We start from the raw sequence: 25386 nt of genomic DNA, 5'->3' as shown, positions 1-25386 counted from the left end.
TATTTACAGTTAAAGAAGCTCATTCTGGGCTTCTTTTTTTGTTTTAAAAAAAATATATAGGAATCTACCGCTCCATCTGGAACACCCGTTGATCTGCTAACGTCAAGCAATGGTTTAGGCATAAAAATAGGGGCTGAAGGATCAGCCCCTATTACAAGGTTACTTAGAAATTTCTATCAGTAAATCCCCAGTAGAAATTGCTTCGCCATTCGAGACATAAATCTCTTTAATTTCTCCAGAAAATGGTGCCTGGACAGTTGTTTCCATTTTCATAGCTTCAGTTATGATCAAATGGTCGCCGCGGGATACAATATCCCCTTTTTCAACCAATACTTTTATAACGGTTCCCGGCATAGTTGCACCAATATGTGATTCTTTTTTCAGATCCGCCTTTACCTTCGTAACAACCGCAGATTTCACACTTTCGTCCCGAATGATAACTTCTCGAGGCTGACCATTCAGTTCGAAGTACACAACCCTGGTGCCATCGGCATGAGGCTGACCAAGCGACACAAGCTTAACAATAAGCGTCTTACCTTTTTCTATCTCTACTTCTATTTCTTCACCTAGCTCCATCCCGTATAAGAATGTAAGAGTATCGAGGTTTGAGACATCACCAAATTGCTCTCTCGTTTTAATATACTCTAGAAACACTTTAGGATACAGGGCATAGGCCAGGGTATCAAAGCTTGTGACCGGCCTTCCTATTTCCTTAAAAAGCTCTTCCTTTAAACTTGAAAAATCAACATCGTCCAGCAATTCGCCCGGTCTCACTGTTAAAGGAGCCTTGCCTTTCAATATGACTCGTTGGAGTTCCTGAGGGAAACCTCCATGGGGCTGGCCCAGGTACCCTTCAAACAGTTCGATAACGGAATCTGGGAAGTCGACTTTTTCACCCTTAGCCAGGACATCTTCTTCCGTCATTTCGTTTTGAACCATAAAAAGAGCCATGTCTCCAACAACTTTAGAAGATGGTGTTACCTTAACGATATCACCAAACATTGCATTAACACGCTGGTACATTTCTTTTACTTCTTCCCAACGGCTGCCCAGCCCGACTGCTTTTGCCTGCTGCTGCAGGTTGCTATATTGTCCACCTGGCATTTCATGCTCATAAACTTCTGAATGGGGAGAGATCATTCCGCTTTCAAAGTCTTGGTAATATTTCCTTACGATTTCCCAATAATGGGAGAGCTGCTGCAATGAGCGTACATCTGCATCAGGCTGCCTGCCGGTTCCCTCCAAGGCGTAATAGAGAGTTTCAGAGCTTGGCTGTGAAGTAAGCCCGGCCATTGCTCCAAGAGCAGTGTCAACAATATCCACTCCCGCCTCAATTGCCTTGGCATACATGTAAATGCCGTTCCCGCTAGTATCATGAGTATGCAAATGGATTGGAATAGATATTGTTTCCTTCAGCTCAGAGATGAGACGATAAGCTGCTTGCGGCTTGAGCAGTCCCGCCATATCCTTTATGCCAAGAATATGAGCCCCCTGATTTTCCAATTCCTTTGCAAGATTCTTGTAGTAGTTTATATCATATTTTGTTCTGGACGGGTCATTAATGTCTCCAGTATAGCAAATGGCTGCTTCAGCGATTTTTCCAGATTGACGTACCGCATCAATCGCCACTTCCATACCTTTTACCCAGTTCAGGCTGTCAAAGATCCTGAATACATCTATGCCTGCGATTGCTGATTTTTCAACAAATTCCCTGATTACATTATCCGGATAATTTTTGTAGCCAACGGCATTGGACGCTCTAAGAAGCATCTGGAACATGACATTTGGTATCTTTTCACGAAGTCCCAGCAGTCTGTCCCATGGGTCTTCTTTCAAGAAGCGGTACGCCACATCGAATGTTGCCCCTCCCCACATTTCAAAGGAAAACAAATCGGGCAATAGCTTTGCAGCCGGTTCGGCAATTTGCATGATATCTGTTGTCCGGATCCGCGTTGCAAGCAGAGATTGGTGAGCATCCCTGAAGGTGGTATCTGTTAATAATACCTTTTTTTGTTCCTTCACCCAGTTTACTAGCCCGTCCGCACCCTTTTCATCAAGAATCTGCTTTGTTCCAGTTTGAAGCCTGAAATCACTTCCGAGTGCCGGGATAGCTGGTTTTTCAATCATCGGTTTTTTCTTTTTCTCAATTCCAGGGAATCCGTTGACCGTCACATTCCCGATATAAGACAGCATCTTTGTCCCGCGGTCCTTTCTAATCGGGAAAGCAAACAGTTCAGGCGTTGTATCAATAAAGGAAGTATCGTATTGCCCGGTCTTGAACTTTTCATGTTTAACAACATTTTCAAGGAAAGGAATATTGGTTTTAATTCCCCTGACCCGGAATTCTTTCAAGTTTCTTATCATTTTAGCTGAAGCCTGTTCGAAAGTAAGTGCATGGGTGGATAGCTTTACGAGCAGGGAATCGTAATAAGGGGTGATAATTGCCCCTTGAAACGCATTGCCAGCATCCAGCCGTACTCCGAATCCTCCACTGGAACGGTAGGCCATGATCTTCCCTGTATCTGGCATAAAGTTATTTAACGGATCTTCTGTTGTGATACGGGATTGGATTGCAAAGCCATGCGTTTTAATTTCTTCCTGTGCTGGAATTCCAAGTACATCACCATGGATTTCATGACCTTCAGCAATGAGAATCTGGGATTGAACGATGTCTACCCCTGTAATCATCTCGGTGATAGTATGTTCAACCTGTACCCGCGGATTTACTTCAATAAAGTAGAATTCTCCATTAGCAACCAGGAATTCCACCGTTCCCGCATTGACATAGTCAACATTTTTCATTAAGCTGACAGCAGCATCGCATATTTCTTGCCTTAGCTCATTTGGAATAGAAACCGATGGAGCAACCTCTACCACCTTTTGATGGCGGCGCTGTACAGAACAGTCGCGTTCATATAGATGGACGATATTGCCATGGCGGTCTCCAAGAATCTGAACTTCAATGTGCTTAGGGTTTTGAATCAGCTTTTCAACATACACCTCATCATTTCCAAAAGCTGCTTTTGCTTCAGATTTAGCCCGATCGTAAGATTCCCTGACTTCCTCAAGCTTGTTAACAATCCTCATTCCCCGGCCGCCGCCGCCTAAGGAAGCTTTTATAATAATCGGGAAGCCTTCCGCTTTTCCGAATTGGATGATATCCTCCAGGCTTTTAACAGGACCATTGCTTCCTGGTATTACAGGAATACTAGCGAGTTCCGCCTGTACCCTTGCTTTAACCTTATCGCCAAACATATCGAGATGCTTTGTGCCAGGACCGATAAAAATGATCCCCTCTTCCTCACATCGTCTGGCAAAATCAATGTTTTCGGATAAAAATCCGTACCCTGGATGAATGGCGTCAACGCCGCTGTTTTTTGCAATTCGAATAATGTCTTCAATATCCAGATAAGCGTCAATCGGTTTTTTCCCTTCTCCGACAAGATACGCTTCATCTGCTTTATACCTGTGATAGGAGCCGGAATCCTCCTTAGAGTAAATGGCAACTGTTCGAATATTTAATTCTGTACAGGCGCGAAACACACGGATTGCTATCTCTCCCCGGTTTGCTGCCAAAACTTTGGTAATGCGTCTTTCCATTCTTACACCTCATTTATGTATTTTATAAAATACAGGAAGCATTGATTAATCCCTGAAGATGTTCTTCTGCTGGTAATATAGACCAACAAAAACCTCCAGCTAGGCTGCAACCTGCGAAACACTGAACAGCATGTCCATTTTCGGGCTGGATTACTTTCAATAGACGTTAAATCGTTTAATAATATGTATTATAATTGCTTGTTACCGTCTTGCCCCCCACGAAAAAGAGTACTATAAATATTTTATTATTATATTTCCAATATAGCGAATTTAATAAATAATTTAAAGAGTATATAAAAAACTCAAACAATTCGCAAGGAAATTATTTGAGTTTTTTGGGCTGCTATTATTTTTTTAGATAAGCTTCATGCAAGGCTGACAACTCATGTTCAAGCGCTTCAAGAAGTTCTTTTCCAACTGCTTCTTCCACTAAACCTAACCGGACAGCAAAATCTATTTCACGTGATAAGCCGAACATTTGTGTATCCAAAACCTCTTCATAAAGAGGGCATTGTGGCATTGTCAGATTATCCATTTGTACTTTTATCAGCTTTAAAATTTTGTCAGCATCGGCTTTTAATAAAGCATATGCTCTTTCCTGGTGATTGACAAGCATTTCAGACGTCATATTTAAATCCCCCCTGCTTCCAGAGCGATTACTTATCCTATCTTTAAATTTTATACTTACTTTTATAAAAAAGCAAGAGAATGGAGGACAATTTCATTATTACTATACTATTTTTTGTGACAACCGCTTTTAAAGTGCTTATACTGAAAAAGTAACCTCGTAACGGAAGGATAGATTTTAATGGAATCGATTATATTACTGACAGGAAATGTTAAGTTTCCGATTACACTTGACCCGGGGGTATGGATTTTTGACGATCGTAAAGTTGATCTAAATACATACTTCGAGAAGGAAGAGAAAAAAGATAACGAAATGGAAGAATACACGAAAGCGGTTTCTGAGCACTGGGATCGGGAAATCCGCGAAGGTGCTGTGTTCCCGCCGACATTGAAAACTGAAAAGAAGTACGAAAAGGAACGGATTCTTACAGGCACTTTCGGAATTCCCTTTAAGCCCTTCCTGACCAATGCAGAGCCTGAAGATAGCTCCACCAAAGTGATTGTCGAGACAACGACTGAAGAGCATACATTTACTTTCGAGCAGGCTAAAGCTTTTATTCTGGGCTTTTCCATTGATGGCAAACCATTAATAGAAGACGGCCCGGTTTATGTTTATTTTGGTGATGGCAGTAATGTTGAAAACCCAATCAAAAGAGTGAAAAGATTTACAGTAAAATAATGTGTATTTGAAAGACCTGGAAACATTAGGACTTAGTCTCCTTGTCTGCCAGGTCTTATCATTACAGTATATTGGCAGCAAGCTGTGCCAGGCCGGACCTCTCTCCCTTTATCAGCTTAATATGGCCTGAGATATGTTGTTCCTTGAACTTTTCCACAACATATGTCAACCCATTGTTATATTCATCAAGATATGGATGGTCGATTTGCTCTGGATCGCCCATTAAAACGATTTTGCTTCTCTCGCCAACACGGGTTAATATAGTTTTTACTTCATGCTTCGTTAGATTTTGGGCTTCATCTATAATGATAAATTGATCTGGAATGCTTCTTCCCCTTATATACGTTAGTGCTTCGACTTCAATCGATCCCATTCCTGCAAGAATTGCGTCCAGTTCTCCGGGTTTCTTTGTATTGAATAAATATTCAAGGTTATCGAAGATTGGCTGCATCCAAGGACGCAGTTTTTCTTCTTTTTCTCCCGGAAGATATCCAATGTCCTTTCCTACCGGTACAATCGGCCTTGCGACAAGAAGTTTTTTGTAATACCCCATATCCTCTGTCTGCATCAGGCCTGAGGCTAGAGCAAGCAGTGTTTTTCCAGTCCCTGCTTTACCTATAAGTGTGACCAGAGGCAAATCAGTTCGCAGCAGTAGTTCCATGGCCATTGTTTGCTGTACATTGCGTGGCTTTACCCCCCATATATGATCATGGTCAAAGACCAGCTTCTTTATTTTTTTTGCGGAGGGGTCAACTATGGCCACAGCAGAAGCTGATCCGCCTAGTGAATTCTTCATTATTAAAAATTGATTTGGATATAAAGTTTTAGCAGTCACTTCTGACACTTTTAGTTCTCCAGCTGAATAAAAAAGATTTAGGAGCTCCTGGGAAATATACAATTCGGCAAAACCACTGTAAATATGATCAAGTTCCACAACCCTGTCGCTAAGGAAATCTTCAGCATTCAAACCAATTGCGTCGGCCTTTACCCTTACCAGTGTATCCTTGCTGACAAGGATTACCTGCCTGCCATTCTCCTTTGTATCTTCCTCTAATGAAAGATTCTTGGCAACCGCCAGAATCCGGTTATCATTTGTTTTTTCAACAAATATTTCCTGCAATTGCTGAAACGAGCGATGGTTTAATTCAATGCGCAAGGTTCCTCCATTGTGCAGAGTTATACTTTCATGAAGTCTTCCTTTTTCCCTGAACCCGTCAATAAGCTTTGAAACTTGACGCGCATTTCTTCCTATTTCATCCATGTACCTTTTTTTTGAATCCACTTCTTCCAATACCACCGCCGGAATGACCACTTCGTTGTCCTCAAATGAAAAAATCGAATATGGATCCTGCAATAATACGTTTGTGTCTAATACATAGATTTTGCTCAATACTATGCCCCCTGCCCGTAATAGCCTGATATGCCCCGATAGGAAAAACAATTGAGTATTTCCTTCCTTACCTTTAGTTTATGTAGTGGACGAGACTGTTGCTAAAATATATGTCCAAAGGCAGATAGATAGAAGGATATTTATAAACAGGAAAGGATTCTTCAAAGACAAGAAAAAACTTGCCAAAAATCGGCAAGTTTTTTCTTGTTAATTAGATTCTATTCCTCATTGCTTCTAATACTTGTTTATCAAGCTTGGCAGCTGCATTCTTGTCATAAGTTTTATCATATTGAGGTTGTACTGTAATTTTTGAACCATAGAACATGATATCCCTAACCTCGTTTATGGCTACTTCCACAAGGGCCAGCTTTAATGGAACACCCTCAAGCTTTTCTTCTAGAATGGAAGCTTTGCCACTGATGGAATAGGTGGTTTCATTAGCAATTAAAGTAAAAGCTGCGTTCGGGTTTTTTTCAAGGTTTTGAACGATCCTTGACCGGTTATCAACTGCAAATCGGATTGCCTCCTCTGAAAGTGCATACACCCAGGAAATTGCGTTAACATTTGGGCCTCCTGTTTCATGGTCTACAGTAGCCAGAATCATATAATGCTCTTTTTGCAGTAAATCATACAATGGTTTAACTAATTTTGGTTCAACTTGATTGGCCATTTATAATGCCTCCGATTTCAAAATTCATTGATTACTTCCACTTTCATAAGTATATGAAATCCTTTTCTTGGTTTCAAATATTCTTGCCCCAATAATCATGATATACTACTATCATAACCTAATTAGTAAAAGAGGTGAGCCATTTGAGAGTAAAATGTGTAATCTGCGATAAAATTGAGTCGATTGAGGATGATTCACCGCAGGCAAAAAAACTAAGAAACCGGCCTATCCATACATATATGTGCAACATCTGCCATGAACGTATAGAAGAAAGGACAAATGCTCGTATTGCTACAGGAAATTTCCGATTATACCGCTCCGTTAACGAAGAGGATGAATGGTAAGATACTTCTGGATGGGAGGAGCTTCTGGAGTCCTGGCTGGAACGGTACTTGGCTTAATCATGAAATATGTACAGCAAGTTACCGAAAAAGATATATACACGCTTTTATTAAATGTCGATTTCATTCCATTTCTTGGTGATCAAGAGTTTAGTGAAACCACTGAGTTTGTTTTTCATCTTTCTGTCTCCTTTCTGATAGGAGCGGGTTACTGTATCTTGATTTCATCCAGTAATACAGAAACGCTCCCGGGCAGAATTTGGCTTGCCGTCTTTATAACAATCCCAGCCATTTTATTGTATTTCCCATTATCTTTCTTGTCTGGATCCCCCATTGTGAAATCAAGCGATTGGCTCTCCTTTTATTTTTGGACAATATGTCACCTTCTATTTGCCTTTTTGCTTGCTGTTTTCGTGCGGATCACTTCTCGATTTTCATAATACATTCGGAAGAAAAACTATCATAACGTAAAGAAGACCCTTGCGGTGCAAGGGTCTTCTTTACGTTACTTATAATTTACATATTTTTCTGGCTCTTCTTTAATTTGGTTCAGCATGATATCAATGAGTTCTTCGGAAAAACGGACTCTTTTCACTTCGCCATTCTGTTTGTAATCAATAAAATACATTGGCGGTTCCTTTGTAATAACTAATCCTGACACGCCATGTTCATCAGTAAGCATCTGCTCGAAAAGCTCAGTCGTCTCGAGGGCAGCTGTATCATCCGGCCTCGCAAGGTTAACAACTTTGATCGTCAGCCAATTATACAATGTATCCTGCAGCGACTTCATATGCTAGCTCCCCTGCTCAGCATGCTGTTCATCCTGACGGCGATGACGGCGGAACTTGTAAATTCCCAGAAACATGGCAGCAACGATAAGCCCTTCTGCTACGGGCAGGAAAACTGCAAAGAATGTTAGGACTGTACATCCCAAAGCAAGTGAAATATAAACTACCACGTTTTTCAAAAGCGGCAGCTTGCGGGCAAATCCCAAATTATAAACGAGAATGGACAAAAGCACAATCGTACCGTATAAAAGCCACATTCCCAACTGAGTCTGGTCCTGGTTTTCACCGATTTTATAAAGGGCAGCAAAAAACGTTAAACGTTCTTCAATCATCCTTTACCCTCCTAGTTTCTCACTCCGAATTATTGCTGTTCAGCGTACTTTTTCTTTTTCTGTACTCTTTCACGTTCATTTTTATCAAGAATCTTCTTACGCAAACGGATTGATTCAGGAGTTACTTCACAGTACTCGTCATCATTTAAATACTCAAGTGATTCTTCGAGCGACATGATTCTAGGCTTTTTCATTGTTGTTGTTTGGTCTTTATTCGCTGAACGCATGTTAGTCATTTGCTTTGCTTTTACGATATTTACCGTTAAGTCACTTTCACGGTTATGCTCGCCGACAATCATACCTTCGTAAATATCAGTACCCGGCTCAACAAAAATTACGCCTCGGTCCTCAACCTGCATGATACCGTATTGCGTTGTTTTTCCGGATTCCATGGATACAAGAACACCTTGTCTTCTGCCGCCTACCTGGCCAGTAGCCATTGGCTGATAGCTGTCAAATGTATGGTTCATAATGCCATATCCGCGAGTCAAGGTAAGGAATTCAGTAGAGTAACCGATCAAACCGCGTGCTGGTACATTGAATAATAGACGGACTTGTCCACTTCCATTGTTGATCATATCCAGCATTTCGCCTTTACGGGCACCGATTGATTCCATGATCGCGCCAGTATGCTCTTCAGGAACGTCAATTTGAACACGCTCAACCGGCTCGCAGCGAACACCATCGATTTCCCTGACAATAACCTCAGGCTTTGAAACCTGAAGCTCATATCCTTCACGTCTCATGTTTTCAATTAAAATGGAAAGGTGAAGCTCCCCGCGTCCGGAGACAACCCATACATCCGGTGAATCAGTGTTTTCAACGCGTAAGCTGACATCGGTTTCCAGCTGCGCTTTTAATCGTTCTTCAATCTTTCTTGCTGTTACAAATTTGCCTTCACGCCCAGCAAAAGGGCTATTATTTACAAGAAACGTCATTTGCAAGGTAGGCTCGTCAATACGCAGAACAGGAAGAGCTTCTTGTTGGTCAACAGGTGTTACCGTTTCACCTACGTTTATATCCTCCATTCCGGAAACTGCTATAAGGTCGCCTGCCACTGCTTCTTCAACTTCGACCCGCTTTAGGCCGATAAATCCAAAGATCTTCGTTACACGGAACTGTTTAACAGAGCCGTCAAGCTTCATAAGGGCAACCTGCTGGCCAACCTTCATAGTTCCGCGGAATACACGGCCAATTCCGATACGGCCTACATAATCGTTATAATCAAGCAGTGCTACCTGGAATTGCAGCCCCTCTTCTCTATTGTCGATAGGTGCAGGGATATTTTCAATGATTGCTTCAAATAAAGAAGCCATATTTTCTTCCTGGTTTGCAGGATCAGGATCAGGGCTTGCAGTTCCATTAATCGCAGATGCGTAAATAACAGGGAATTCAAGCTGTTCCTCATTGGCACCTAATTCAATGAATAAATCCAAAACCTCATCAATAACCTCTTCAGGACGGGCAGAGTCTTTATCAATTTTATTTACAACAACGATTGGTGTAATTTTTTGTTCCAATGCCTTTTTTAGTACAAAACGTGTTTGAGGCATTGTACCTTCGTATGCATCGACAACAAGCAGAACGCCGTCAACCATTTTCATGATTCGTTCTACCTCGCCGCCAAAGTCAGCGTGTCCCGGTGTATCTAAAATATTAATTTTTGTATCCTTATATTGAACAGCAGTATTTTTTGCCAGGATCGTTATTCCACGCTCTTTTTCAAGATCGTTGGAATCCATTGCACGTTCTTCAACATGTTCGTTCGCACGAAAAGTACCTGATTGTTTCAGTAGTTCATCAACCAGAGTGGTTTTACCATGGTCAACGTGGGCGATGATCGCTATATTTCGAATATCATTGCGTGATTTCAAAAAATTCACTCCTAATATATATTAACTTTTTCATTAACCTAAGTATTATATCACAAACACAGTAGAAACAAAGAAAGAAATTCTGTACAATGGTTTTATAGAGGTGAAACCAGATGAATATCAAGTGGAATTTCTTACTACTAGCCTTTCTTGCTGCTGCCAGTATGGCCGGGATTGGCATTTCCGTCGGTGAAAGAAGCCTTATTGGCATAATTATCTGCATCCTGGCATTAATTGGCATCATGGGCTATGGATTTGCGACTAAAAAGAAAATGCGGGAACAAGGTAAATTAAAATAGTCATTTTATTATTGCCAATTTTCTCTATTAAAAAACGAATACGGCAGCATACAAAAAACCTTGTCACTCCCCTGTATGACAAGGTTTTTTGGCCAGCAAAACGGCGTCTATTTTTTAACGTTATGAAAGATGGGTATTATGCTCCCTTTGGTTGTCTGCAAAATAAAAAAGAAGCATCTCCCAAAAGTTAGGGAAAAACGCTTCTCTATTGGTACGATATTTGCAGTTTGTCCAAAGAAAACATTTTAGTAATCTGCCAGATATTTTTTCAGCACTTCTTCATGGAGGACCGGTCTGCAGGCAAAGACTGAGCCGCCATTTACTAAGTCAAGCGGTTTGCCCCGCAGGTCCGTAACCAAACCGCCAACTTCCTCAACAAGGACTGCTCCTCCCGCTACATCCCACGGTGCAAGCCTCAGAGAAATATATCCGTCAACTCTGCCAGCAGCTGTGTATGCCAATTCAATCGCAGCGGATCCGTATGAACGCGTTCCTCTTATATCTTTAACGAGCTTTGATAAAATGGCTGGATCGATCCTTTTATTTTCCGTTACCCATGTTGCATTCAGGGATAAAATCATATCACTTAACGCTACCGGCTCTAATTCCTGAAGCTTTACATCATTCATATATGCACCCTGGCCTTTGACTGCATGATATAGTTCATCATGGACTACATCATATATTAGCCCTATTTTTCCAACTCCATTTTCATAAATGCCAATGGAAATCGCGAAATTCCGCTGCTGGTGGATGAAATTCATTGTTCCGTCAATCGGATCAATAATCCAGACAATTCCATTTAGATCCGTTACTCCTTCACCCATTCCTTCTTCACCAAGGATCCGGTGATCGGGGTAATTTTCTTTAATTTTTGTTATGAAGAATTCTTCGGTTTCCTTATCCATATTCGTAACAAGATCGTTCCGATTAGATTTCGTTGAAATGTTAAGCGTTTCCTTAAATGATTCTCTCAGCCTTTTTCCGGCGGTTTTTGTCCATTCTTTCGCATGTGTATCTATTTCTTTCCAGCTGGCCATAAAGCAATCCTCCGGTTCGTTAGTAAGTCGCACAGCGCATTCTATTATATTTCTATAAAAAGGGAATTTTTATTTAAAGATTAATCCATTAGGCTGTTCCAATCAAGTTTTTAACCTTATCCACAACTCGAGAAATTTTATAATTTCCAAAAAAATAAAAAACGGACTCTACATTATATGTACAGAGCCCGTCTATAGCATAGTATATTGTTGGTCATCGACTATATATAGCATCTGCCTGCGATTTACTCCTTTATTTTCAATTCCATGGTATTACTTACAAAGCCTTAAGTTTAAGCAATTCAAGGCGAATTCTCTCCAGTCGCTGCTTGCATTGAGATTTTTTAGACTCGTTTTCTTCACTCAATGCTTCAAATAAAGTAGCCAGTTCATAATCCATTTCCATTCTAAGCACTGCTGCTCTATGCCTTTCAACTTCCTTAGCTTTCAGAGCCTGATTCATTAACTGTTTCATATTTGAAACGCTCCCTTCAACTAATTGGTTAGTTTACCGAATTTTCTGTATTATTTTGTTATTATAATATGACGGTTGTCAGTTTTTCGCAACAAAATTGTACTTTTACCCATAACTTTTAATATTCTGGCTTCTCAGGCGTGTTTCTTTGTTAAATGGAAAATCATTATGCTAAAATATATTCACATTTACTATAGAAGGAGAATCGATTATGCAATTAGCCGGATTTACCGCTGCCGATTTTAATGTATTTAAAATCGAAGGCTTAGAGCCCCGCATGGAAGCGATAAAGGAACGGATTCAGCCAAAGCTAATAGCACTTGGGAGCCATTTCTCGGGTGAACTATCCATACTTACCGGAAATGAGATGTATCCCCATGTAGCTAAGCACCTTAGAAGGACAATCAACCCTCCGAAAGATACATGGGTTGCTTTTGCCGGTAATAACAGAGGCTATAAAATGCTGCCTCACTTCCAGATAGGCCTGTGGGAAACACATGTGTTCATCTGGTTTGCCGTTATTTACGAAGCTTCTAATAAAGAACAGTTTGGTGAAATACTGCAGGAGCATGTTGCTGAAATCAAGAACAGCATTCCTGACGAATTCGTCTGGTCCATTGACCACACAAAGCCCGATGGAATCTTGCACAGGGATCTTACTGAAGAAGATCTAACTGAAATGTTTCAGAGGCTTCAGAATGTAAAAAAAGCTGAACTCCTTTGTGGAATTCATATCCCTCGTGAAGAAGCTGTTATGCTATCGGATGAGGAATTTGTTAAAACAGCTGCTGATGCATTTGTCAAATTAATACCCCTATATAAACTGTATTAAACATGAAAGCAAGTCTGCAAAAGATAGCTAGATACAGGTAGATCAATGAAGTTCCCTATCTTTATTACTCCATATCCTTAACAGTGAAAAAATAAGGTGTGGCAAAAGCATGACTCTCGCTGCACTTCTTAGCGGGAGTTTTTTTCATGCTATTGCCGCACCGTTATCAGTCATGATCCTAAGAAAGTGTAATTCCACTTTTTTTAGATGCATGTATCAATTCCTTTATCGCGTCTAAATCATTTTTTTCAATTAAATCGATAATCCGGCTTCCGACAATTACCCCGTCACAAGCCTGGATGGCTGCTGTTACATGTTCAGGGGTCGAAATCCCAAAACCAGCCAGTACAGGGATAGGACTTAGTTCCTTTACCTGTTTAAGATACGCCGTTACTTCCTGAGAAAAAGAATCTCTTGCCCCTGTAATCCCCGTAATTGTCACAGCGTAAAGGAAGCCTTCAGCCGATTCAGCCAATTTTGCAATGCGATCCTTTGAGCTCGTCAATGTCACAAGCCGGATCAAGGCCAATTCTGATTTAGCCAAATGGCCTGAAATGATTTGTTCTTCTTCAAAAGGCAGATCCGGAATTATGCAGCCATCCACACCCGCAGCTTTGCAGTCTTCTGCAAAACGCGGAATACCATAAGCGAAAACAGGGTTCAGATATGTCATAAGCACAATCGGGATTTTTACTTCTTTCCGAATTTCTTTTACATGCTTAAGGACCAGCTCAAGTGTTGTTCCCTGTTCCAATGCCCTCTGGCCTGCCTTTTGAATCGTCGGCCCATCTGCCACCGGATCGGAGAAAGGAATCCCTAGTTCTACAACCGTCGCCCCTGCGTTTTCAAAAAACAAAAGCTCCTCCTTCAATTTTCCAAATCCTCCATCCCCTGCCATGATGTAGGGAATAAAGGCTTTTTCACCGCGCGTTTCCACTTCAGCAAAAGCTTCCTGTATTTTCTGCTTTCCCATTATAGGTTACCTCCTATCGCTGAACGTACCGTTTCAACATCTTTATCCCCGCGTCCTGATAGGCAGACAACTATGCTTTCTTCTTTGTTCATTTCTTTTGCAATTTTCAGGCTATAAGCAAGGGCATGTGAACTCTCCAGTGCCGGTATGATTCCTTCCGTTCGTGAAAGCAGCACCAGCGCATCAAGTGCTTCTTCATCTGTTACAGAAGTATAGGTAACCCGTTCAATATCCTTCAATAAACTGTGCTCAGGCCCTACACCCGGGTAATCCAATCCGGCTGAAATCGAATGGGCTTCCTGAATTTGGCCATGAGAATCCTGCAATACATACATCATGCTGCCGTGCAATACGCCAACCTGCCCTTTAGTCAAGGATGCTGCATGCTTGTCTGTATCAAGCCCGCTTCCTGCAGCCTCCACACCATATAACTTTACTTCTTCATCCTCAATAAACGGATAAAACATCCCCATCGCATTGCTTCCGCCACCAATGCACGCAACGACAGCTTCGGGCAGCTTGCCTTCCTGTTCAAAATGCTGGGCTTTCGTTTCTGACCCTATAACACTTTGAAAATCGCGGACTATTAAGGGGAACGGGTGAGGTCCCAGCACGGAACCCATAATGTAGTGAGTATCCTGCACATTAGCCACCCAATAACGAAGAGCCTCATTTACGGCATCCTTTAGAGTTGCGCTTCCCTGTTCAACCGAGACCACTTTTGCACCTAACAGTTCCATCCGAAACACATTCAGTTTTTGCCGGCGTATATCTTCCTTTCCCATGAAAATAACACATTCAAGGTTTAATAAGGCACAGACGGTAGCTGTTGCAACGCCATGCTGGCCGGCTCCTGTTTCCGCAACCACCTTTTTCTTTCCCATCCGTACTGCCAGCAGCGCCTGGCCGATTGTATTGTTAATTTTATGGGCACCGGTATGATTCAAGTCTTCTCGCTTTAAATAGATTTTTGCACCGCCTGCATGTTTTGTAAAGTTTTCTGCAAAATAAAGCGGCGTTTCTCTCCCGATATATTGTCGAAGGTAATGATCGAGTTCCTTCTGGAATTGTTCATCCTGCTGTGCCTTGTAATAGGCTTCCTCAAGCTCTAATACTGCGTTCATCAATGTTTCAGGTACATAGCGGCCCCCATATGGTCCGTAATGGCCGCTTTTATCTGGCTGTGCATATACTGCCATTTATGTCACTCTCCTCTAATTGTTTAAATGCTAGTTTTGCTTCATTCACAAAGCGCTTTATTTTATCATGATCCTTGACTCCATTTGTTTCCACACCACTTGAAACATCAACTGCTATTGGCCTAACCTTCCATATCGCTTCCTTTACATTCTCCGGAGTAAGCCCCCCTGCAAGGAATGTATCGCTGTTTGGAAAATCATTTTCTTCTAAAACCACCCAATCAAACGACGTCCCATTCCCGCCCCTAAATTTCCCTTTAGGACTATCAAATAAATAATAGGCTGTTTCAAACATAGAAGCTTTTTTTATGTCTTTGCTGCTTTCAATGCCGAAAGCCTTTATGACAGGAACGCTTAGCTTTGTGGCAAAGTCAGGACTTTCATCGCCGTGCAGCTGGACATAATCCAGTCCGGCTGTTTGAACTATTTCTTCAATAGTCTCTAACTCTTCATTTACAAAAACTCCAACTGTTATCACATGCCCTGGTAATTTTTCTATGATCGTCTGAGCCTGTTCAGGTGTTATTTTCCGTTTGCTTGGAGCAAAAACAAAACCGAGTATATCCGCCCCCGCCGCACATGCTGCCTGTGCAGCTTCATGCGTGGTGATACCGCAAATTTTCACGTACATAAGATGGCCTCCACTGTTATATCAATGATTAATATGGCAAGTTTTTCAGATTTTTTTTTAATAATAAAATTGTAAAAATTGTTATCTATTAAGCTGTTACATTAAACAACAACCGTTAAATTTTGAAAACTTTCCTCCAGGCTGCCGCTCGTCATTAAACTTTCGCCTACCAGGATACCGCGGGCGCCGGCTTCCTTCACCCGGAGAACATCTTCGCGTGTTTTGATGCCGCTCTCGCTAATAAAAAATGCGTCTGATTGGTGTAAGACCCTGCCAATTTTTTCAGTAATCGCAAGATCTACTTCAAAGGTCTTTAGATTCCGATTGTTCGCACCGATAATCCGGGCCCCAATGTTTAATGCTGCTTCTAATTCTGCTTCGCTATGGACTTCCACCAATACATCTAATCCTTTTGCTCTTGCATAGCGATATAACGAACTCAATCGATCTTGAGTTAGAGCTGCCACGATTAATAGCACAACATCTGCGCCAGCTTGTTTAGCCAGGTCAATCTGTATTTCGTCAATGATAAAATCCTTGCAAAGAATTGGAGTCTGCACATGTGGCCTCACCTCTGCCAGATCAGTAAACGATCCTTTAAAAAATGTTTCATCCGTTAAAACTGAAATTGCGGCTGCTCCATTTTTTTCATAAAGTGCTGCCTGCAGGAATGGAATCACATTTGGATTAATGTCGCCTTTAGACGGTGAAGCCCTTTTAATTTCAGCAATGATGCTTAATGTGCTGGCCACCCTCAAGTGGTCATATAGGGAAACAGTTTCTCTGGAACCTATATTGATAGAAGGAAGTCCGTGCTGCTTTAACTTTTCTACTTCTTTTTCCTTTTGGAGAAGAATTTTATCCAGGATAGTTGCCATTACATTACCGCCTTTACTTTTTTGCTGTATCCAACAAGGTATTCTAGTTTTGAGAGGGCTTTTCCGCTGTCAATACTAACTTCTGCAAGGCTGATACCTTCCTGGATCGTCGATGCCAATCCATTTGCATAAATTCCAAGACCCGCATTTAACAGAACGGTATCCCGATGGGCCCCTTTTTTCCCCTTTAATACACTTATCATAATTTCTGCATTCTCCGCTGGTGTTCCGCCACGGATCTCTTCATTCGAATAAACAGGCAATCCCAGTTCTTCCGGGTGTAAAGAAAGAAGCTCGATTTTACCATCATTCAACAGAGCTAGAGAATTGCTTCCCTGAAGGCTGGCTTCATCCATAAATCCAGCCCCATTTACAACTACCGCTCTTTTTCTTCCGAGTTTTTGCAGAACGGAAGCGAATAGTTCGAGCATATCCCTCCTGTAAATCCCAAGAAGCTGGGTCTCTAGATTGACTGGATTTGTTAATGGACCGATTAAATTAAAGATCGTTGAAATCTTCAAATCCCTTCTTACCTTCATGATCCTTGAGATCATTGGATGAACATTTGGGGCAAATAAGAAAGCAATGCCGTTCTCATGAAGCAGCTCTTCTGTTTGCGAAGCTTCTAATGATAATGAAACCCCTAAAATTTCTAGAACATCTGCGCTGCCGGTTTTGCTTGATATACTCCTGTTGCCATGCTTGGCAATCTTTATCCCCGCTCCTGCAATGACAAATGCCGAGGTTGTGCTGATATTAAAACTGTTCGAACCGTCTCCCCCCGTACCGCAATTATCCATCACATCCGTTAGGCCAGGTTTCACGGGGAGAGCTTTTTCGCGCAGTACCTTAACCAGGCTTGCAATTTCCTCTGCTGTTTCACCTTTAAATTTGAGTGCGACCAAAAAAGCGGCAATTTCACTGTCTGTAATAGCTTCTGAAAAGAGATGGCGTGCAGCTTGCTCCATCTCAGCCTCAGATAAAGCATGGTTTTCAGCTAATTTTTGCAGAAAAGTCTTCATCAAATTTCTCTCCCTTCACTTGTTCGATGAAATGCTTTAACAATTTCTTCCCTGTGCTGGTTCCGATCGATTCAGGATGAAACTGCAGCCCATACAGCGGGAGACCTTTATGCTTCATCGCCATGATTTCTCCGTCGTCCATGGCCGTTGCCAAAATGTCAAACTCTTCCGGGACGGTTTCACGGTCAACAACGAGTGAATGATATCTCATAACCTCAAGAGGCTGGGGCAAATACTCAAAAAGATCTGTTCCTTTATGCGTGATCAATGATGTTTTACCATGTTTAATTGCTGCAGCACCCAATATCCTTGCTCCAAAAGCTGCTCCGATTGCCTGATGGCCCAGACAAATGCCAAGAATCGGGATTTTATCATAAAAATGTTTAATAGCTTCAATTGTAATCCCGGCATTTTCAGGACGGCCTGGTCCCGGTGATATCACGATTCCCTCCGGGGCAATTTTCTCAATATCCGGGATTGAAAGTTTATCGTTGCGGACCACCATTATTTCTACATAGTATTCACTTAAATATTGGTAAAGGTTATAAGTAAAAGAATCATAGTTATCAATGAGTAAAATCATCCGCTTACCTCCAGCAAGGCTTTAGCCTTATTTAATGTTTCTTCGTACTCGGTTTCGGGGACTGAATCGTAAACAATGCCTGCACCTGCCTGAACATATGCGGTGTTATCCTTGATTACCATCGTACGGATCGCCAGCGCAAAGTCTAAATCACCATTAAACGCCACATAGCCTACAGCACCTGAATAAACGCCCCGCTTACTGTCTTCCAGTTCACTTATTAAGTTCATTGCACGTATCTTCGGTGCCCCGGAAACAGTTCCGGCCGGCAGGCAAGCGGCTAGAGCATCCAGTCCGCTGACATCTTTTCTTAAAATACCGGAAACCTCTGAAACAATATGCATCACATATTTATAGCGTTCGATTTTCATGTAAACAGGGATTTGGATTGAACCCACCTCACAAACCCTGCCAATATCATTTCGCCCAAGGTCAACGAGCATTTTATGTTCTGCAAGCTCCTTTTCATCTTCAAGCAGATTGGTTTCAAGGAACATATCCTCTTCCTTCGTAGCACCCCGCTTCCGTGTGCCGGCAATAGGGTTTGTAATCACTTCTCTGTTTTTCACCTTGATCAGGCTTTCCGGAGAAGATCCGAGAACAACATAATCAGTGAAATCGATATAAAACATGTAAGGCGATGGATTGGAAAGCCTGAGCTTCCGATAAATCAAGAATGGGTCCGAATGATAATCAGCCATCAGGCGCTGCGATAACACAACCTGGAATACTTCGCCAGCGATAATTGCTTCCTTCGCCGTGTTCACCATTTGTTCAAATCTGTGTTGAGATATTGAAGGTGTGAATGTAAGCTTCTCAAGCTTCATAGGCTCTTCAGCCGAAGAGTTTCCCCTTATTTGTTTCTTTTTTTCTTCTATCCGGTCGAGTAAATCTTCCTTCTGTTCATCACCCGTTTTCAGTGCGACAATATAGACGCTTTGCTCAGCATGGTCATAGCAAATGATATCCCGGTAGAACATGAAGTGAGCTTCAGGCATTTCCAGCTCATCAACAGATACACCACCAATTTCTTCGTATTGGCGTATCACATCATAACCAAGGTATCCTACCGCACCGCCAAAAAAGGGAAGCGATACTTCAGGGAGCTCTACCTCTTTTAACAAACCTTTCAAGATATCAAGGACTCTGCCTTTTGTTATCGAATTCTCCCCGGTTTCAAGATCATGAACCGAAGCCTCATTCCCCATTGATGTAACCTGCTTATAAGGGTTCGCTCCAATAAAGGAATACCGTCCTTTTTCTTCATGCTTTAATGAACTTTCAAGCAGAAATTTTTTTTGCCCTTGTATCCTTTGAAAAATAGCAATCGGTGTCAGTGCATCTCCCTCAATCTTTGCTATTTCTGCTAATGAACTGCTTTTTATTAAGGTCAATGTTCTTACCTCCATATTTTTTAAAATAAAAAAGTCCTCTGCAAACACAAAATATGTGCTTGCAGAGGACGATTAATTGACCGCGGTGCCACCTCAGATTGGAAGGTTCATTTCATTCCCCTTCCCTCTTTTTATGCACAGTACATTGAGTACCATACACACTCCCTTTAACGGTGGAATCCGGATTCCCCTACTTTAAGTTCAAGGAATCTCTCATAAGCCCATTCCTCTTCTTGACCGTACCGGGTTCGCAGCTATCCCCAGCTCTCTGAAACGGCTCTAAAAAGAGTACTATTCTTATTCAGCGATTTTACTATCAAGTTATACTTACACTTATGAAAAAAACACAAAAGGGCCCTCATCCAAAGGACGAGGAACCCGTGGTACCACCTTAATTAGCTTCAAAAGCTCACTTTACAGTATCCCTGTAGGGAATACCTGTCTCATGTAACGATAAGACCTTCGCCAAAGCCTACTCCCAATGTTTCGGTTTGGGGCTCGGAAGTCCATTCACATAAATTCCCACACCGATTTGCACCACCCATCGGCTCTCTGCAGTGTTCATTTAAGTTACTTTTCTTCTTCACAGCCAAATTTTTTAATTTTTAGATTTCTTGTTATTCATAATATATGGGAAGGAGACGAAAGTCAACAAAAAAAATTTTTTCGTAATTATCGTGATGTTTGAAGACGCTTAATTCCTTATTAACGGCATTTACTATCTTTCCGCAGACTAAATACTATATAAAACCTTCCTAAATATAATAAAAAATGGTCCAAATACCTTTTGGGAAAACAGTGGTTTTAATTCATTTATGAGTCTATACTACGCTTTTCTTGCCGCCAAAGAAATCATTTCGCCTTCATTGCTTTCTTTCGCTTTTTTAATAGCAAGATAGCCTGAATAACCGCTAGTTTGCTCAAATTCATCTGTAAGTTTTTTTTCATCTGCTTTGCCAGGTACTACTTTTTTAAACCGGCGGTAGGCCTCCATCAATTCTTCTTTACTAATTTTGTTTTCGTATGCCCTTTCAATGCATTCATAAAAATGAATGACATCAACCGTTTCTTCTGTAGACCAATCATAATCAATCGGATATTGATACTCCACCAAACTCACCTGCTTTATCTGTTTTGTCCCTATTATTTTGTCCATCTATCGGCAATTTGTTCCGCTTCTTTTATCATCCGGTCAAATAACTCCTGTACTGGCGGTGCATCTTTAATAAGTCCCATTACCTGGCCTGCCCAAGCAAAGCCTTCTGATGCTATTCCTTCATGGATATAGCGCTTATTTGCTTCACCGCTTATGTAATCCTTCAAAGCTTCATATGTTCCATATTCTGCCTCTGCTGCTAAAATTCGGTCAGTCCATGAGTTTGCAATTACCCGGGCCGGCGCTCCAATTGAACGTTTAATTACCGCTGTATCGGTTTCCTTGCCTTCAATTAACGCCGTCTTATACGTATCATGGGCATGTACACATTCCTTTGTGGCAATAAAGCGGGTTCCCATCTCGATTCCTTCCGCACCAAGGGACATGGCAGCCATAAGGCCCCTTCCATCGCCAATTCCCCCCGAAGCAATAACCGGAATGCTGACAGAGTCGACAACCTGTGGAACAAGCACCATTGTACCTATATCGTCTTTTCCAAGGTGTCCGCCGCCCTCCTGACCAACAACCATTACGGCGTCTGCACCAAGTTCTTCAGCCTTTTGAGCCTGTCTTTTGGCTGCAACAAGCACCAGCTTTTTCACATCTGTTCCTTTTAGCATTTCAAATAAAGGAGCCGGGTTTCCGCCAGTTATTGACATTACTTTTACATTTTCGCTAAGGGCTGCTTCAACAAAATGTTCAAATTTCCTTCTATGCTGGCCAATAGAAAAATTCACTCCAAAGGGGCGATTAGTCAGGCTCCTGGTCTTTTGTATCTCCCTTACCAAAGCCTCAGGACTCTCAAGGGACATTGCAGTAACCTGCCCAAGGCCGCCTGCATTCGATACCGCAGCTGCCAAATCGGCATAGGCAAGATGGGCCAGCCCCCCCTGTATAATCGGATATTGGATGCCAAGAAGCTTAGTGACTCTAGTTTCCCATTTCATTTCACGAGTTCCTCCTCTTTTGCAAATAAACATCTCTATATACCATTTATTTTATCTTACTTTCTCGACTGGTAAAAGTTGAAAGTTCAATTCGAAAAATACTTAATCTAATACCATGAAAACAAATCCATATACATTGATTTATCCTGAATGGGCAAAATGAACATCATTAAAGAATGTACAGGCTAACATCCATGAGCTGGCATACTATGCAAAGAGAGCCAAAAATGCTATAATGCATTTTGCTTAATATCTTAAAAACTAACTATTTATTGATAAAGAGGTGTGAGGGAATATTGTCACAGAATGAAACACCCTTGTTCACAGGCCTGCTGGAACACGCTAAAAAAAATCCAATCCAATTTCATATACCCGGCCATAAAAAAGGAAGGGGCATTGACCCGGATTTCCGGGACTTCATCGGCGAAAATGCTTTATCTATTGATTTGATTAATATTGCACCGCTGGATGATCTCCATCAGCCAAAAGGAATGATCAAGAGAGCACAGGACTTAGCTGCTGAAGCCTTTGGTGCTGATCATACATTTTTCTCAGTACAAGGAACCAGCGGAGCAATCATGACCATGGTTATGGCTGTCTGCGGACCTGGGGATAAAATCGTCGTCCCTAGAAATGTCCATAAATCAGTCATGTCAGCAATTGTCTTCTCAGGTGCCGTTCCAATTTTTATCCATCCCGAAATTGATAAAAACCTCGGTATCAGCCATGGGATCACAACCAGTTCAGTCGAAAAGGCACTGGAACAGCACCCTGATGCAAAAGGACTTTTAGTCATCAACCCCACTTATTTCGGGATTGCTGCAGATCTTAAAAGAATAGTGGAAATTGCTCATTCCTACAATGTTCCTGTATTAGTTGATGAAGCACATGGTGTCCATATCCACTTCCACGAAGAGCTGCCGATGTCTGCAATGCAGGCTGGTGCTGATATGGCTGCAACCTCTGTGCATAAGCTTGGAGGCTCGATGACCCAGAGCTCCGTATTGAATGTACGAGAAGGGCTTGTTTCCCATGAGCGTGTCCAAACAATTTTGAGTATGCTGACTACAACCTCAACCTCTTATTTGCTTCTTGCCTCCCTTGATGTTGCAAGGAAGAGGCTTGCGACAGAAGGAAAAGAATTGGCAGAACAAGCAATTCAACTCGCAAATTATATCCGTGAGAAAGTAAACCGCATTAATGATATTGTTTGCATTGGAAAAGAAATTCTCGGAAGCAAGGCGACATATGACTATGATCCAACGAAACTAATTATTACCGTTAAACAGCTTGGAATCACGGGTTATGATGCCGAAAAATGGCTCCGTGAAACCCACAATATTGAAGTCGAAATGTCTGATTTGTATAACATTCTTTGTCTAATCACACCTGGGGATACAAAAAATGATGCGGATATCCTGATTTCTGCTTTAAAGGAAATGAGTGAAGCATTCAAACATTATACTGAAGAGCATGATTCCAATTTGGAGGTACTGCTTCCTAATATACCTGTTCTGGCTCTTTCTCCTCGTGATGCATTTTATGCAAAAACAGAAGTAGTTCCGATTGAAGAAAGTGTTGGCAGAATTATCGCTGAATTCGTGATGGTATACCCCCCAGGCATTCCTATTTTCATTCCTGGAGAAATCATAACCAAGGAAAACATCGTCTATATCAATAAAAACATCGAAGTTGGACTCCCAGTCCAGGGACCGGAAGACAGCGAATTAAAATACCTGCGAGTCATTAAAGAACAGAAAGCAATTATATAGAAATACGGAAGCGCCCTGAAAGAGGAACGTCAACTAACTTCCGTTACATCCGGCAGGCGTTCGGCTTATGAGATAGAGAACGACTAAGTTCGTGACGTCCTGCTGCGATGTTCCCCTTCCGTAATGTTCCTTGTCCTGTGTGTCGGGGCTTTATTTTTCTACGAAAAAAATTGCTGGGGGCTGAAGCTGTTCAACTGTTCGTTTAACTGATTTTTTCACCTAATTCATGGCCCCCCAAGGACGGCAATGATTTCTTTCGTAACAAAGGAAAACCTTGCTGAAACAATCTTCAGCAAGGTTATTTTTTTTGAAAGAATTCAACAGTATATATCGGCTTTTCATCAGCATAAACACAACCGTGCCTTTGCTTTCGCTTTTTGTAAAATATCTCGCTTACACGGCAAGTTTGTTTTATGAATCGGCCGCTTTTTTTACAATCCACTAAATAGAGTTATTCTTCGTCAGATTGGCCAGAATGACATCCATCACATTTTGAGTAAAGTACATGTACCTTCTCATTTTCAAAATGTTCGATTGTACTGTTGCATGTTTGGCATACAATTGTTCCCATCATTCAAGCTCCTTTTCTTTTGGTTTTTTGAAAGCGTTTTATTTTCTACTTTTATAATAATATAACACATTTAAAAAATCAAGCTTTAATTGTATGTAACATTTATTCTATATTTCTGTTGGTAAACATAAAATTAAAGGATTTTAAAGCTTTATTAGTATGACATTATTTTTTCCACAGCATAAAAAAGAGCCTGTTCAAGGGCTCTCCTTATTCTATTCGTATTGAGCCTGGAACGGAATTTCAGGTAATGCTTCACTGAAAAATTCAGCCAGATCTTTTGCATGTTTTTTATCTTTTAGTTTAAATACATCCATTAGGTGTTCAGTATCTTCTGTATCTTTTTGTTCAAGGAGGGTTGACCTGCCTGTTTGCATGCAAATCACCAGCGGCTTGCCAAAGAACATATTCGAATACACAATGCCAAAATCAAATCGAATGTCCCCTGTGGTGAATCCAACAAACCGGACCTTGACTTTTTCCTGCTCATCATACAATTTATCGAACAGTTCCATAATGTTTTCCTCCTAATTAATTTTCTGAATATTATTATAATTCAAAAATCAGCTTCAATCAAGTTTAATACAATCTATGGGGAATTGTGTTGTCTGCTGCTTTGTCATAATGCTAGAATATAGGTGAAACGTGGGAAATTTGGCATCAAGAGAATACATAGCAAATGATTTTAAGACTGGGAAAGGGGATTAAGGAATGTCTGCTAGTGCTTATATAAAATTAGTTCCTGGTTCATCAAAGGAAACCATTACCACTGAAGAGGTCAAAGAATTGTTTAATTATTATAAAACCATTACTGAAAAAACAGGTGATCAGCTTGACTGGGATTATAGTAAAAATGCGTTTCCTTATGAGATTAAGGAAACAGAGGAAGGCCGAGGCAAATGGATGTACCTTCAATCAAAAGCCGACCGGTATAACGTGATCCTGCTTGGGGTTGACCAGGAAAAAGTTTTTGATAATGATGAACATGAGCGAATCCAAACATACATTCAATTAACACTGCCACAGGCTTCTACATATGGGGATAAAGGAAAAGCTAATGAATTCAGCAAATTTCTTGCGAAAAAACTGAAAGGTGAATTACATCTTTTCAATAACCGGATAATGTATTTTTATCCTCGCAAATAAGAAACAATTACCAGGTGGAAATAAGTATCTGGTTTTTTTATATAATTGTAGAATACGATGTAATGTCATTTTTTATGACAATTTTCACTTTTTCATAAGAGAAGCCGCACGATCCCTGGTCAAAAGGAAGGCCTACCAAGTTCTGGCAGGGTTTAAATTAAAGGCTA

General features: G+C 41.2%; 27 protein-coding genes and 2 other annotated features. Of the genes, 7 read left to right on the top strand and 20 right to left on the bottom strand.

Going from position 1 to position 25386, the window contains the following annotated elements; translation table 11 throughout:
- Positions 1-159: 159 nt before the first annotated feature.
- Both pyc and D0469_RS04130 read right to left on the bottom strand, forming a co-directional pair.
- The gene (pyc, locus tag D0469_RS04135; protein WP_117325361.1) at positions 160-3600 is read right to left on the bottom strand and encodes a pyruvate carboxylase; all 3441 of its coding nucleotides are present in this window, start codon (positions 3598-3600) and stop codon (positions 160-162) included.
- A 346-nt stretch (positions 3601-3946) separates the two neighbouring features.
- A complete protein-coding gene (locus tag D0469_RS04130; RefSeq protein ID WP_117325360.1) occupies positions 3947-4228 on the bottom strand; it encodes a YlaN family protein in 282 nt (93 codons plus the stop codon).
- A 180-nt stretch (positions 4229-4408) separates the two neighbouring features.
- Between D0469_RS04130 and D0469_RS04125 the strand changes: the two genes are divergently transcribed.
- On the top strand, positions 4409-4906 hold the full coding sequence (locus tag D0469_RS04125; protein ID WP_117325359.1) for a peptidyl-prolyl cis-trans isomerase: 498 nt from the start codon (positions 4409-4411) through the stop codon (positions 4904-4906).
- Positions 4907-4967: 61 nt separating this feature from the next.
- Here D0469_RS04125 and D0469_RS04120 read toward each other — a convergent pair whose 3' ends face one another.
- On the bottom strand, positions 4968-6296 hold the full coding sequence (locus D0469_RS04120) for a PhoH family protein (protein WP_117325358.1): 1329 nt from the start codon (positions 6294-6296) through the stop codon (positions 4968-4970).
- 211 nt (positions 6297-6507) lie between these two features.
- Positions 6508-6966, bottom strand: coding sequence for a pyridoxamine 5'-phosphate oxidase family protein (locus tag D0469_RS04115; RefSeq protein WP_117325357.1), 459 nt, complete (start codon positions 6964-6966; stop codon positions 6508-6510).
- 143 nt (positions 6967-7109) lie between these two features.
- Here D0469_RS04115 and D0469_RS04110 point away from each other — a divergent pair, with 143 nt between their 5' ends.
- Positions 7110-7310: a YlaI family protein gene (locus D0469_RS04110; protein ID WP_117325356.1), complete on the top strand. Its 201-nt coding sequence runs from the start codon at positions 7110-7112 to the stop codon at positions 7308-7310.
- Complete coding sequence (locus tag D0469_RS04105; protein ID WP_117325355.1) at positions 7304-7747, top strand: hypothetical protein; 444 nt, start codon at positions 7304-7306, stop codon at positions 7745-7747. The genes D0469_RS04110 and D0469_RS04105 overlap by 7 nt, the downstream gene beginning before the upstream one ends.
- Positions 7748-7812: 65 nt before the next feature.
- On the opposite strand, the gene D0469_RS04100 is transcribed toward D0469_RS04105, so the two are convergent.
- From D0469_RS04100 to typA, 3 genes are read right to left on the bottom strand one after another with little or no spacing between them, the layout of a single operon-like run.
- The gene (locus D0469_RS04100; protein WP_117325354.1) at positions 7813-8097 is read right to left on the bottom strand and encodes a hypothetical protein; all 285 of its coding nucleotides are present in this window, start codon (positions 8095-8097) and stop codon (positions 7813-7815) included.
- A gap of 3 nt (positions 8098-8100) precedes the next feature.
- A complete protein-coding gene (locus D0469_RS04095) occupies positions 8101-8427 on the bottom strand; it encodes a YlaH-like family protein (protein WP_407675722.1) in 327 nt (108 codons plus the stop codon).
- Positions 8428-8456: 29 nt separating this feature from the next.
- Positions 8457-10301 (bottom strand): translational GTPase TypA, encoded by a 1845-nt coding sequence (gene typA / locus D0469_RS04090; protein ID WP_117325353.1) that lies wholly within the window; start codon positions 10299-10301, stop codon positions 8457-8459.
- A 113-nt stretch (positions 10302-10414) separates the two neighbouring features.
- Here typA and D0469_RS04085 point away from each other — a divergent pair, with 113 nt between their 5' ends.
- Entirely contained in the window at positions 10415-10600 is a 186-nt protein-coding gene (locus D0469_RS04085; RefSeq protein ID WP_117325352.1) for a YlaF family protein, read from the top strand.
- 245 nt (positions 10601-10845) lie between these two features.
- Here D0469_RS04085 and D0469_RS04080 read toward each other — a convergent pair whose 3' ends face one another.
- Both D0469_RS04080 and D0469_RS04075 read right to left on the bottom strand, forming a co-directional pair.
- Positions 10846-11640, bottom strand: a complete 795-nt coding sequence (locus D0469_RS04080; RefSeq protein WP_117325351.1) for an inositol monophosphatase family protein — start codon at positions 11638-11640, stop codon at positions 10846-10848.
- Between the two features lie 277 nt (positions 11641-11917).
- Positions 11918-12115 (bottom strand): hypothetical protein, encoded by a 198-nt coding sequence (locus D0469_RS04075; protein ID WP_117325350.1) that lies wholly within the window; start codon positions 12113-12115, stop codon positions 11918-11920.
- 211 nt (positions 12116-12326) lie between these two features.
- Here D0469_RS04075 and D0469_RS04070 point away from each other — a divergent pair, with 211 nt between their 5' ends.
- Positions 12327-12947, top strand: coding sequence for a YktB family protein (locus D0469_RS04070; RefSeq protein WP_117325349.1), 621 nt, complete (start codon positions 12327-12329; stop codon positions 12945-12947).
- A gap of 178 nt (positions 12948-13125) precedes the next feature.
- Here the strand turns inward: D0469_RS04070 and trpA are convergent, their stop codons facing one another.
- The 9 genes from trpA to D0469_RS04025 all read right to left on the bottom strand — a co-directional run bounded on the left by trpA (position 13126) and on the right by D0469_RS04025 (position 21730).
- The gene (gene trpA / locus D0469_RS04065) at positions 13126-13920 is read right to left on the bottom strand and encodes a tryptophan synthase subunit alpha (protein ID WP_117325348.1); all 795 of its coding nucleotides are present in this window, start codon (positions 13918-13920) and stop codon (positions 13126-13128) included.
- Complete coding sequence (gene trpB / locus D0469_RS04060; protein ID WP_117325347.1) at positions 13920-15119, bottom strand: tryptophan synthase subunit beta; 1200 nt, start codon at positions 15117-15119, stop codon at positions 13920-13922. The genes trpA and trpB overlap by 1 nt, the downstream gene beginning before the upstream one ends.
- Positions 15094-15750 carry a phosphoribosylanthranilate isomerase gene (locus tag D0469_RS04055; RefSeq protein WP_117325346.1) on the bottom strand — a complete coding sequence of 219 codons (657 nt, stop codon included), beginning with the start codon at positions 15748-15750 and terminating at the stop codon, positions 15094-15096. Before D0469_RS04055 ends, trpB begins: the two co-directional genes overlap by 26 nt.
- A gap of 101 nt (positions 15751-15851) precedes the next feature.
- Entirely contained in the window at positions 15852-16628 is a 777-nt protein-coding gene (gene trpC, locus D0469_RS04050) for an indole-3-glycerol phosphate synthase TrpC (RefSeq protein ID WP_117325345.1), read from the bottom strand.
- A complete protein-coding gene (trpD, locus tag D0469_RS04045; RefSeq protein ID WP_117325344.1) occupies positions 16628-17650 on the bottom strand; it encodes an anthranilate phosphoribosyltransferase in 1023 nt (340 codons plus the stop codon). Before trpD ends, trpC begins: the two co-directional genes overlap by 1 nt.
- On the bottom strand, positions 17622-18233 hold the full coding sequence (locus D0469_RS04040) for an anthranilate synthase component II (protein WP_117325343.1): 612 nt from the start codon (positions 18231-18233) through the stop codon (positions 17622-17624). The genes trpD and D0469_RS04040 overlap by 29 nt, the downstream gene beginning before the upstream one ends.
- Positions 18230-19642: an anthranilate synthase component I gene (gene trpE / locus D0469_RS04035; RefSeq protein ID WP_117325429.1), complete on the bottom strand. Its 1413-nt coding sequence runs from the start codon at positions 19640-19642 to the stop codon at positions 18230-18232. Before trpE ends, D0469_RS04040 begins: the two co-directional genes overlap by 4 nt.
- Positions 19643-19688: 46 nt before the next feature.
- Positions 19689-19941 (bottom strand) — a binding site (T-box leader).
- A 48-nt stretch (positions 19942-19989) separates the two neighbouring features.
- Positions 19990-20223 (bottom strand) — a binding site (T-box leader).
- A gap of 230 nt (positions 20224-20453) precedes the next feature.
- Complete coding sequence (locus D0469_RS04030) at positions 20454-20738, bottom strand: UPF0223 family protein (protein WP_117325342.1); 285 nt, start codon at positions 20736-20738, stop codon at positions 20454-20456.
- A 32-nt stretch (positions 20739-20770) separates the two neighbouring features.
- Positions 20771-21730 (bottom strand): NAD(P)H-dependent flavin oxidoreductase, encoded by a 960-nt coding sequence (locus D0469_RS04025; RefSeq protein ID WP_117325341.1) that lies wholly within the window; start codon positions 21728-21730, stop codon positions 20771-20773.
- Between the two features lie 296 nt (positions 21731-22026).
- On the opposite strand from D0469_RS04025, the gene D0469_RS04020 reads away from it, so the two are divergent.
- Positions 22027-23502: an aminotransferase class I/II-fold pyridoxal phosphate-dependent enzyme gene (locus tag D0469_RS04020; protein ID WP_117325340.1), complete on the top strand. Its 1476-nt coding sequence runs from the start codon at positions 22027-22029 to the stop codon at positions 23500-23502.
- Between the two features lie 451 nt (positions 23503-23953).
- On the opposite strand, the gene D0469_RS04015 is transcribed toward D0469_RS04020, so the two are convergent.
- Together D0469_RS04015 and D0469_RS04010 are read right to left on the bottom strand one after the other, a co-directional pair.
- Entirely contained in the window at positions 23954-24073 is a 120-nt protein-coding gene (locus D0469_RS04015) for a GapA-binding peptide SR1P (RefSeq protein ID WP_117325339.1), read from the bottom strand.
- Between the two features lie 215 nt (positions 24074-24288).
- Positions 24289-24588, bottom strand: coding sequence for a DUF3055 domain-containing protein (locus D0469_RS04010; RefSeq protein ID WP_117325338.1), 300 nt, complete (start codon positions 24586-24588; stop codon positions 24289-24291).
- Positions 24589-24784: 196 nt separating this feature from the next.
- On the opposite strand from D0469_RS04010, the gene D0469_RS04005 reads away from it, so the two are divergent.
- Positions 24785-25219 carry a DUF1885 family protein gene (locus D0469_RS04005; protein WP_117325337.1) on the top strand — a complete coding sequence of 145 codons (435 nt, stop codon included), beginning with the start codon at positions 24785-24787 and terminating at the stop codon, positions 25217-25219.
- The last annotated feature ends 167 nt before the right edge of the window (positions 25220-25386 follow it).

The sequence above is a fragment of the Peribacillus saganii genome (genome assembly GCF_003429095.1).
Lineage (GTDB): Bacteria > Bacillota > Bacilli > Bacillales > DSM-1321 > Peribacillus > Peribacillus saganii.
The sequence above is the reverse complement of the archived record's forward strand: the minus strand, read 5'-3'. Positions and strand labels throughout refer to the sequence as shown.